At 40.6% G+C, this 7,814-nt stretch carries 6 protein-coding genes, 3 pseudogenes and 1 riboswitch; all 9 genes and pseudogenes read left to right on the top strand.

Annotated elements, in window-relative coordinates; genetic code table 11:
- Positions 1-228: pseudogene (locus tag V7659_RS18235) on the top strand (hypothetical protein); the annotation flags it as partial.
- Positions 226-403, top strand: a riboswitch (cobalamin riboswitch). (Overlaps the previous pseudogene by 3 nt.)
- 140 nt (positions 404-543) lie before the next feature.
- Positions 544-2,144: pseudogene (cobJ, locus tag V7659_RS18230) on the top strand (precorrin-3B C(17)-methyltransferase).
- 9 nt (positions 2,145-2,153) lie between these two features.
- On the top strand, positions 2,154-2,930 hold the full coding sequence (gene cobK / locus V7659_RS18225; RefSeq protein ID WP_335541199.1) for a precorrin-6A reductase: 777 nt from the start codon (positions 2,154-2,156) through the stop codon (positions 2,928-2,930).
- The gene (locus tag V7659_RS18220) at positions 2,911-3,585 is read left to right on the top strand and encodes a precorrin-8X methylmutase (RefSeq protein ID WP_335541198.1); all 675 of its coding nucleotides are present in this window, start codon (positions 2,911-2,913) and stop codon (positions 3,583-3,585) included. The genes cobK and V7659_RS18220 overlap by 20 nt, the downstream gene beginning before the upstream one ends.
- Complete coding sequence (locus V7659_RS18215) at positions 3,560-4,696, top strand: cobalt-precorrin-5B (C(1))-methyltransferase (RefSeq protein ID WP_335541201.1); 1,137 nt, start codon at positions 3,560-3,562, stop codon at positions 4,694-4,696. Before V7659_RS18220 ends, V7659_RS18215 begins: the two co-directional genes overlap by 26 nt.
- Entirely contained in the window at positions 4,671-5,867 is a 1,197-nt protein-coding gene (cbiE, locus tag V7659_RS18210; protein ID WP_335541200.1) for a precorrin-6y C5,15-methyltransferase (decarboxylating) subunit CbiE, read from the top strand. The genes V7659_RS18215 and cbiE overlap by 26 nt, the downstream gene beginning before the upstream one ends.
- Positions 5,864-6,568 carry a precorrin-2 C(20)-methyltransferase gene (gene cobI, locus V7659_RS18205; RefSeq protein WP_335541197.1) on the top strand — a complete coding sequence of 235 codons (705 nt, stop codon included), beginning with the start codon at positions 5,864-5,866 and terminating at the stop codon, positions 6,566-6,568. Before cbiE ends, cobI begins: the two co-directional genes overlap by 4 nt.
- The gene (gene cobM / locus V7659_RS18200) at positions 6,568-7,350 is read left to right on the top strand and encodes a precorrin-4 C(11)-methyltransferase (protein ID WP_335541196.1); all 783 of its coding nucleotides are present in this window, start codon (positions 6,568-6,570) and stop codon (positions 7,348-7,350) included. Before cobI ends, cobM begins: the two co-directional genes overlap by 1 nt.
- Positions 7,343-7,814: pseudogene (locus V7659_RS18195) on the top strand (cobalamin biosynthesis protein CbiG); the annotation flags it as partial. The gene cobM and the pseudogene V7659_RS18195, both read left to right, overlap by 8 nt.

Raw genomic sequence — 7,814 nt, 5'->3', positions numbered from 1 at the left:
TATCATCTTAAACAATGGCATTTGTTAGTTCAAGGAACAGTCGGTGAGGTTTTTAATAAAAGAGAAATTCTTGAAAAAAGCCATTTACAAGAACCTTGGATTATGAAAGTGCTTGAAAAATTTCAAAGAACGAATTTATCCAATAAAAAGTATCCGAGGTCGAAAGCTTTCAAAAAAAATAGTATGTTAACTTTCGAGATTATATGGTATAGTTATAAAAAAATTTAATAAATACTTTAAATAAGTGCTCACTATTGTGAGGTAAAAGGGAAACTAGTGAAAGTCTAGTACAGCCCCCGCTACTGTAAGAGCTGATGAAATTACAATGCCACTGAGAAATTGGGAAGGTGTAAGAGTAAAAAGAAGCTTAAGTCAGGAAACCTGCTTATTTAAACGACACTTGCTTTTCGGAGGGAGAAGTATAGGCGGGACAATGATACCTATTGTTTTTTGTGTTTCAGTATGCTTTTTTTATACTGCCATTTCACATGCCTGTATTCCTTTTAAAAGGAGTGCAGGCATTTTTTATTTGGAGGTAAGTTTATGAAAAAGGGAAAAATTTTTGTTGTTGGCTTCGGTCCCGGTGATCGTGAGCATATTACAAATCGAGCTGTAGTTGCATTGCAGCAAAGTGATTGTATTATTGGCTATAAAACATACGTGGAGCTAATTGAACCTTTCGTGACAGCAAAATCCATTGTCAGTACGGGAATGACAGAAGAAGTGTCACGTGCACAGGATGCAGTTAAGAAAGCTGAAGCAGGCCATATTGTCTCAGTCATTTCCAGCGGAGATTCAGGCGTTTATGGTATGGCTGGATTAGTGTATGAAGTGCTGATTGAAAAGGGGTGGACTGAAAAAGAAGGAATTGCAGTAGAAATTGTTCCAGGTATTTCAGCCATTAATTCTTGTGCGAGTTTATTGGGTGCGCCAGTCATGCATGATTCCTGCACGATCAGTCTAAGTGATCATTTGACGCCTTGGACTGTAATAGAAAAGCGTATTGAAGCAGCTGCGATGGCGGACTTCGTTATAGCTTTATATAATCCGAAAAGCGGTAGACGGACACGCCAAATTGTAGAGGCGCAAAATATTCTATTAAAATATCGNNTGTGAAAAGTGCTTATCGTGAAAATCAAAATGTAGTGCTGACAACACTGGCTGAAATGCTTGAACATGATATCGGAATGCTGACAACGGTTATTATCGGGAATTCTTCTACTTTCTTTTATGACAATAAAATCATTACCCCTCGAGGATATCAGCGTAAATATACGCTAGGTGAAGAAAAGCAAAGTTTAAAACCGCATCAGCGTTTGAAAAAGGAAGCCGAACCATGGGCATTAAATCAAGAAACAGGGGAATCGAAAGCTGGTTATGAGCAAATTGAAAGAAAAAAACAGGATGTAAGCTCATTAGATTTGGCCTTAAAGGCTTTATCTATGGTGTCAAAATCAGAAATAGAACATCCGCATTTGGTTCACCAGCCGATCGAAAATATATTTGAATTTGCTGTTTCACCTGGTGTTGCTAATAAATTTATTAAGCCAGAGCAAATGCGCGTATTGGCAGAAACCATTGGCGAGACAGGCACCATGGAATATACACCGGATCATCGTTTTTTACTAAAGATTCCAACAGATCAACCGGAATCGATTGTTGAAAAACTTGAACAAAATGATTTAATTGTCATGCCTGTAGGCGATGTATTAAATGTAAAAGCTTGTGATTTTTGCTACGGTGAAAAAGCAGAATCGATTCCACATGCAGAAGAAATAGCAGCAAAATTAGGAGGCATAAAGCTTCCAAAAGAATTACATATTGGTTTCAACGGCTGTGGTATGGCCTGTTATCGGGCAGTATTCGATGATATCGGAATCGTTTACCGCAAGAAAAAATTTGATTTATTCATTGGCGCAAAACCGGTTGGCCGTACAGCCCATGCAGCACAGCCAGCAGCAGAAGGAATTGAACCGGATCAGCTACTCCCGTTATTAACGAAAATTATAGAAGAGTACAAACAAAATGCTCATCCAAATGAACGCCTTTTTAAATATTTTAAAAGAGTGAAAAAAATTCAGTATTTTAGCTATCAGGATATGAGCTCCAAAATTGAAGTCGAGCCGGCACCATGTGGAGATTAGGAGGAAGACATGATTTTATTTTTAGCAGGCACAAGTGATGCGAGAGCATTAGCCATTCAATTGCAAAATCAAGGCTATCCTTTATTAGCAACAGTTGTCACAGAATCTGCAGCCGAAAGTTTAAATGCCCACCATATTCCTTATCAAGTCGGGCGGTTATCCGTTGATGACATGATGGCGCTTATCCAGAAGCTAAAGATGACCTGTGTCATCGATGCCAGCCATCCATATGCGGAAGAAGCTTCGAAAACCGCAATGGCAGCAGCACAAGCATGTGATATTCCCTATATTCGTTATGAAAGGCCGGAAGAACAGTTTATTTCTCCACTAATTACAGAAGTTGAAAGTTATGAAGAAGCAGCTAAATTAGCTCAATCTCATAAAGGGACGATCATGCTGACAACAGGAAGCAAAACCTTGGAAATATTCACCAAATATTTAATGCGTGATGAAATTCGGCTTATTTGCAGAATGCTTCCAAATATAGGGAACATGGAAAAGTGCAATAGTTTAGGTATCAGACAAAAGGACATTATTGCGATTCAGGGACCATTTTCGGAATCTTTAAATAAAGCACTATGTGAGCAATATAATGTGACTCTAATGATTACAAAAGAAAGTGGCAAAGTGGGCTCTATTGATGAAAAAATGACAGCTGCTATGCAATTAGGGATTCCAGTAATTTTAATAAAGCGGCCAGCTATAGAATATGAAAATTTTGGTACTTCTTTCGAAGAAGTAACTCAACTATTAGGAGGTTTTATTCATGGCAAACATGAACTTTAATACAAAATTTATTCCTTTAACGGTCGATCCAGACAAGATTTATGATCACAGTTTCGCCATTATTAAAGAAGAAATGGGCGAACATTCATTTACAGATGAACAATGGCTAGTTGTTCGGCGGGTGATTCACGCTTCAGCAGATTTTGAGTTAGGTCGCAGCATGATTTTTACACCTGATGCCATTGAGGCAGGGATTCAATCCATTTTAGCGGGCCGTCATGTAGTGGCGGATGTACAAATGATTGAAAGTGGTTCAGGTCGGAAACGATTCCAAAAACATGGCGGGGACTTACATTGTTATATTGCGGATGAAGATGTTTCAAAGGAAGCAAAGTCTCAAGGAACAACACGGGCTATTATTTCCATGCAAAAAGCAACGCGTTTACATGAAGGAGGAATTTATGCCATTGGCAATGCGCCAACTGCGCTGCTGGAATTAATTCGTTTAATAAAAGACGGTGTGGCAAAACCGGATTTAATTATTGGAATGCCAGTCGGCTTTGTATCAGCAGCAGAGTCGAAAGCGGAGTTAGCAGTGCTGGAAGGGATTCCATTTATTACGAACGTAGGGAGAAAGGGTGGCAGTACAGTGACGGTCGCTGCACTTAATGCCATTTCGATTATGGCGGATGAACGAGCAAAAGAAACGAAATAAAAAAGATCCTTCACAAATGCGCCACGGCTACACGACAGGAGCTTGTGCAACAGCGATGACAAAGGCAGCACTGCAAGCTCTTGTCGTGGGAAAGGTACCAGATGAAGTCACGATTTATTTACCGGTTGGACAATATGCAACATTTAAAGTCACCGCATTTGAAGTGTCAGATAGAAGGGTAATGTGTGAAACGATCAAAGATGCCGGTGACGACCCTGATGCTACGCATCAAGCACGAATTCAGAGTACCGTTTGTTATTCCAAAGAAAAAGGCATTCATTTAGATGGCGGAGTTGGTGTAGGGCGTGTGACAAAAGCGGGACTACCAGTACCAGTGGGTCAAGCAGCGATAAACCCCGTACCACGTAAAATGATAAATGGTGTTGTTCAAGAAGCAATTGAAAAATTTAAATTGGATTGCGGAATTGAAGTAATCATTTCTGTACCGGATGGCGAAGAAATCGCTGAAAAAACATTGAATGGGCGGTTAGGCATAATCGGTGGAATTTCGATATTAGGTACACGGGGAACAGTGGTTCCATTTTCAAGTTCTGCTTATATGGCAAGTATCGTACAAGCGATTAATGTAGCAAAAGAATCAGGATGTGAGCATTTAGTCATTACAACGGGTGGACGCAGTGAAAAATATGCTATGCAGCAATATCCTCATTTACCAGAAGAAGCATTTATAGAAATGGGCGATTTTGTTGGTTTTACGTTGAAAAATATTGCACGGAAGAAGATTCCGAGAGTCTCGTTAGTAGGGATGATGGGGAAGTTCTCAAAAGTTGCCCAAGGCGTTATGATGGTTCATTCAAAAAGTGCACCTATTAGCTTTGAGTTTTTAGCAGGCATTGCCAATAAAGTGGGTGTTGACGAGGAGGGACAGCGAGAAATTTTACGGGCGAATACAGCTTCACAGGTTGGTGAAATGCTTCAGGGAAACGAGGCATTCTTTGCAGCACTTTGCAAAAACTGCTGCTACTATGCACTGAATCATATGGATACTGACATGAAAGTATCGACAACCTTGTATGCCATGAATGGAGACTGTTTAGGAAAGGCTGAGAATATTGACAAATTGGATGAAGATGATTGGTATAGGGGATAATGGCGCGGAAGGTTTGCTCCCCCAATATGCTGAGTGGATCAATGAATGTGATGTGCTTGTAGGCGGGGAGCGTCACTTAAAATTTTTCCCGGAAAATAAAAAAGAAAAAAGAGTAATCAAAGGTGGTTTGTCAGCGTTAATAGCTGAATTACAGCAAGAAACACGAAATGTCGTTATTTTGGTGTCTGGTGACCCACTGTTTTATGGACTTGGCAGTTTACTTTCGAAGAAGCTTTCATTAGAGATTTATCCTTATACAAGTTCGGTACAGCTTGCTTTTTCTAAAATGCAGGAAAGCTGGCAGGATGCGTATATTGTCAGCTTGCACGGCCGTTCTATTAAAGGGTTTGCACAAAGAATTGATGGACGTAAAAAAATTGCTGTTTTAACAGACGAAACGAATTCTCCGCAGGCAATTGCAACGTATTTAAAGCGTTTTGGCATGACAGAATATGATGCCTTCGTTGCTGAAAATCTACAAGGTAAAAACGAGCGCTGTCGCTATTTCACATTGGACGAAATGGAGCAAAGTTCCTTTTTTTCATTGAATGTTGTGATTTTAAAACAGCGTGAGGTAGTGGAACGTTCTTCTCTTGGAATTCCGGATGATGCCTTTCTTCAGCGAAAGCCAGATAAAGGATTAATTACGAAAAGAGAAATTCGGACGCTTTGTCTGCAAGAGTTAGGGATTAAGGAAAATAGCATTGTTTGGGATATAGGAACCTGCACAGGTTCAGTTGCGATAGAGGCAGCGAAAATGGCTCGGGAAGGTGCAGTGTATGCAATTGAAAAAAATGATGCTGACCTTGAAAACTGCTTGGAAAATCAATTAAAACATCGTACAGATTTTGTTGCAGTGCTGGGGAAGGCACCCGACCGTTTGGATGAATTTCCTGATCCGCATGCGATTTTTATTGGCGGCAACGGTGGAAATATGGAGCATTTATTGCAAACATGTATTGCACGCTTACAGCCAAATGGACGCCTTGTTATGAATATTGCTACTATCGAAAATCTTGCAGAAGCGCTGCAGCATCTAAAAGCATTAGGTTGTGAAGTATCAATATTACAGGCACAAATTTCAAAAAGTAAGCCAATCTTAAATTTAACACGATTTGAACCGTTAAATCCAATCTATATTGTGACAGCAAGGAAAGGAAAAGAATCATGAGAATAGGAACCTTATTTGGATTAGGTGTTGGGCCGGGAGATCCAGAATTAATCACTGTAAAAGCATTTCGCAGATTGCAGGAAAGTCCGGTCATTGCTTATCCCAAAAAATTAAAAGGCAGTAAATCTTATGCACATCGTATTGTGGAAGTGTATATAAACCCGGCAGAAAAAGAGATGCTTGGTTTAATATTCCCCATGACAAAAGATGAAGATACATTAAGAACTGAGTGGACAAAATCTGTGGAAGCTATCTATAGCTATTTAGTTCAAGGAAAAGATGTAGCTTTTGTGACTGAAGGGGATCCGATGCTGTTCAGTACATTTATTCATTTAATGAACTTAATGAAATCGATGTACCCTGATGTCCCGATTGAAACGGTAGCAGGCATTTCATCGTTTAATGGTTCTGTTAATCGCTTAGGGATTGCATTAGCTGATGGTGATGACCATGTCGCCATGATTCCTGCGACGGAGGATATGGATGAAATGCGCCGTGTTATTGAAAACCACGATGCGATCGTCTTTATCAAAGTAGCAAAAGTTATAGACGCAATGCTCGATCTATTAGAGGAAATGAATTTATTAGAAAATGCACATGTCGTTACAAAAGTTACCTCTGATGAAGAGGTAATTTGGAAGATTAATGAACTACGGGGTGCAGAATTAAATTACTTGTCATGTATGGTGGTGCGCAAATAATGAAGAAAATTTGGATTATCGGAGCAGGTCCGGGCGATCCGGATTTAATCACGGTGAAAGGTTTAAAGCTATTAAAAGATGCGGATGTTGTGATGTATACTGATTCACTCGTAAGCGAAACGTTAGTAGCGGAAGCGAAGGAGTCAGCAGAAATTATCCGAACAGCAGGGATGCATCTTCAAGAAATGGTGGATTGTATTGTCGAGCGTGTCGATGCAGGCAAAAAGGTTGTACGTTTACACACAGGCGACCCGGCGATGTACGGGGCAACGATGGAGCAAGTGGCTCTATTGAAGCAGCATGATATTAGCTATGAAGTTGTGCCAGGTGTAAGTTCTGTTTTTGCATCTGCAGCAGCTGTTGGTGCAGAGCTGACGATTCCTGATTTAACTCAAACTCTCATTTTAACGCGGGCTGAAGGGCGTACACCAGTGCCAGAGCGTGAAAAATTACAGGCACTGGCAAGTCATCACTGTACGATTGCCATGTTTTTAAGTGCGACATTAACAAAGAAAATTACCAAAGAATTGCAGGCAGCAGGATGGGCAGACGATACACCAGTTGCGGTTGTACAGCGTGCTTCATGGCCTGACCAAAAAATTGTTCGCACTACACTAGCTGAATTAGATGAAGCAATGCGTGTCAATGGCGTTCGCAAGCATGCGATGATTCTAGCGGGCTGGGCATTAGACCCGCATATCCATGAAAAAAATTATCGTTCGAAGCTCTATGACAAAACCTTTACTCACGGCTTCCGCAAAGGTGTGAAGGGGAATGATTAGTTTACGTGAAGGGGAAATTCCTGTAATCGAAAAGCGCAAACCATATGCCCTCGTTGCCATAACGAAACATGGGGTGGCACATGCAAGAAGCTACACGGAAAAATTCCCATATGCGGATCTTTATTATATGAAGAAATTCGAACAAGGGGACGAAGAGGCACGCCAAATTCAGTTATTTGATGGTACGGTTCGCCTATTATTGCCCGCTTTGTTCCAGCAGTATAAAGGAATCATTTGCATCATTTCCCTCGGTGCTGTTGTTCGCATGATTGCTCCGCTTTTGATTGATAAAAAGAAAGATCCTGCAGTGTTAGTTGTGGATGATAAAGGCCAGTATGTCGTCAGCGTTTTATCAGGTCATATTGGCGGTGCCAATGCCTTAACCCATGAGTTTGCCAATGCGATTGGTGCTTCACCAGTTGTTACAACCGCGTCTGATGTTCAAAAAACGATTCCCGTGGATT

Origin of the sequence: Neobacillus drentensis, from assembly GCF_036966985.1 — a bacterium.
GTDB classification, from domain to species: domain Bacteria; phylum Bacillota; class Bacilli; order Bacillales; family Cytobacillaceae; genus Neobacillus; species Neobacillus drentensis_E.
This window is presented reverse-complemented; position numbering and strand designations above follow the sequence as displayed.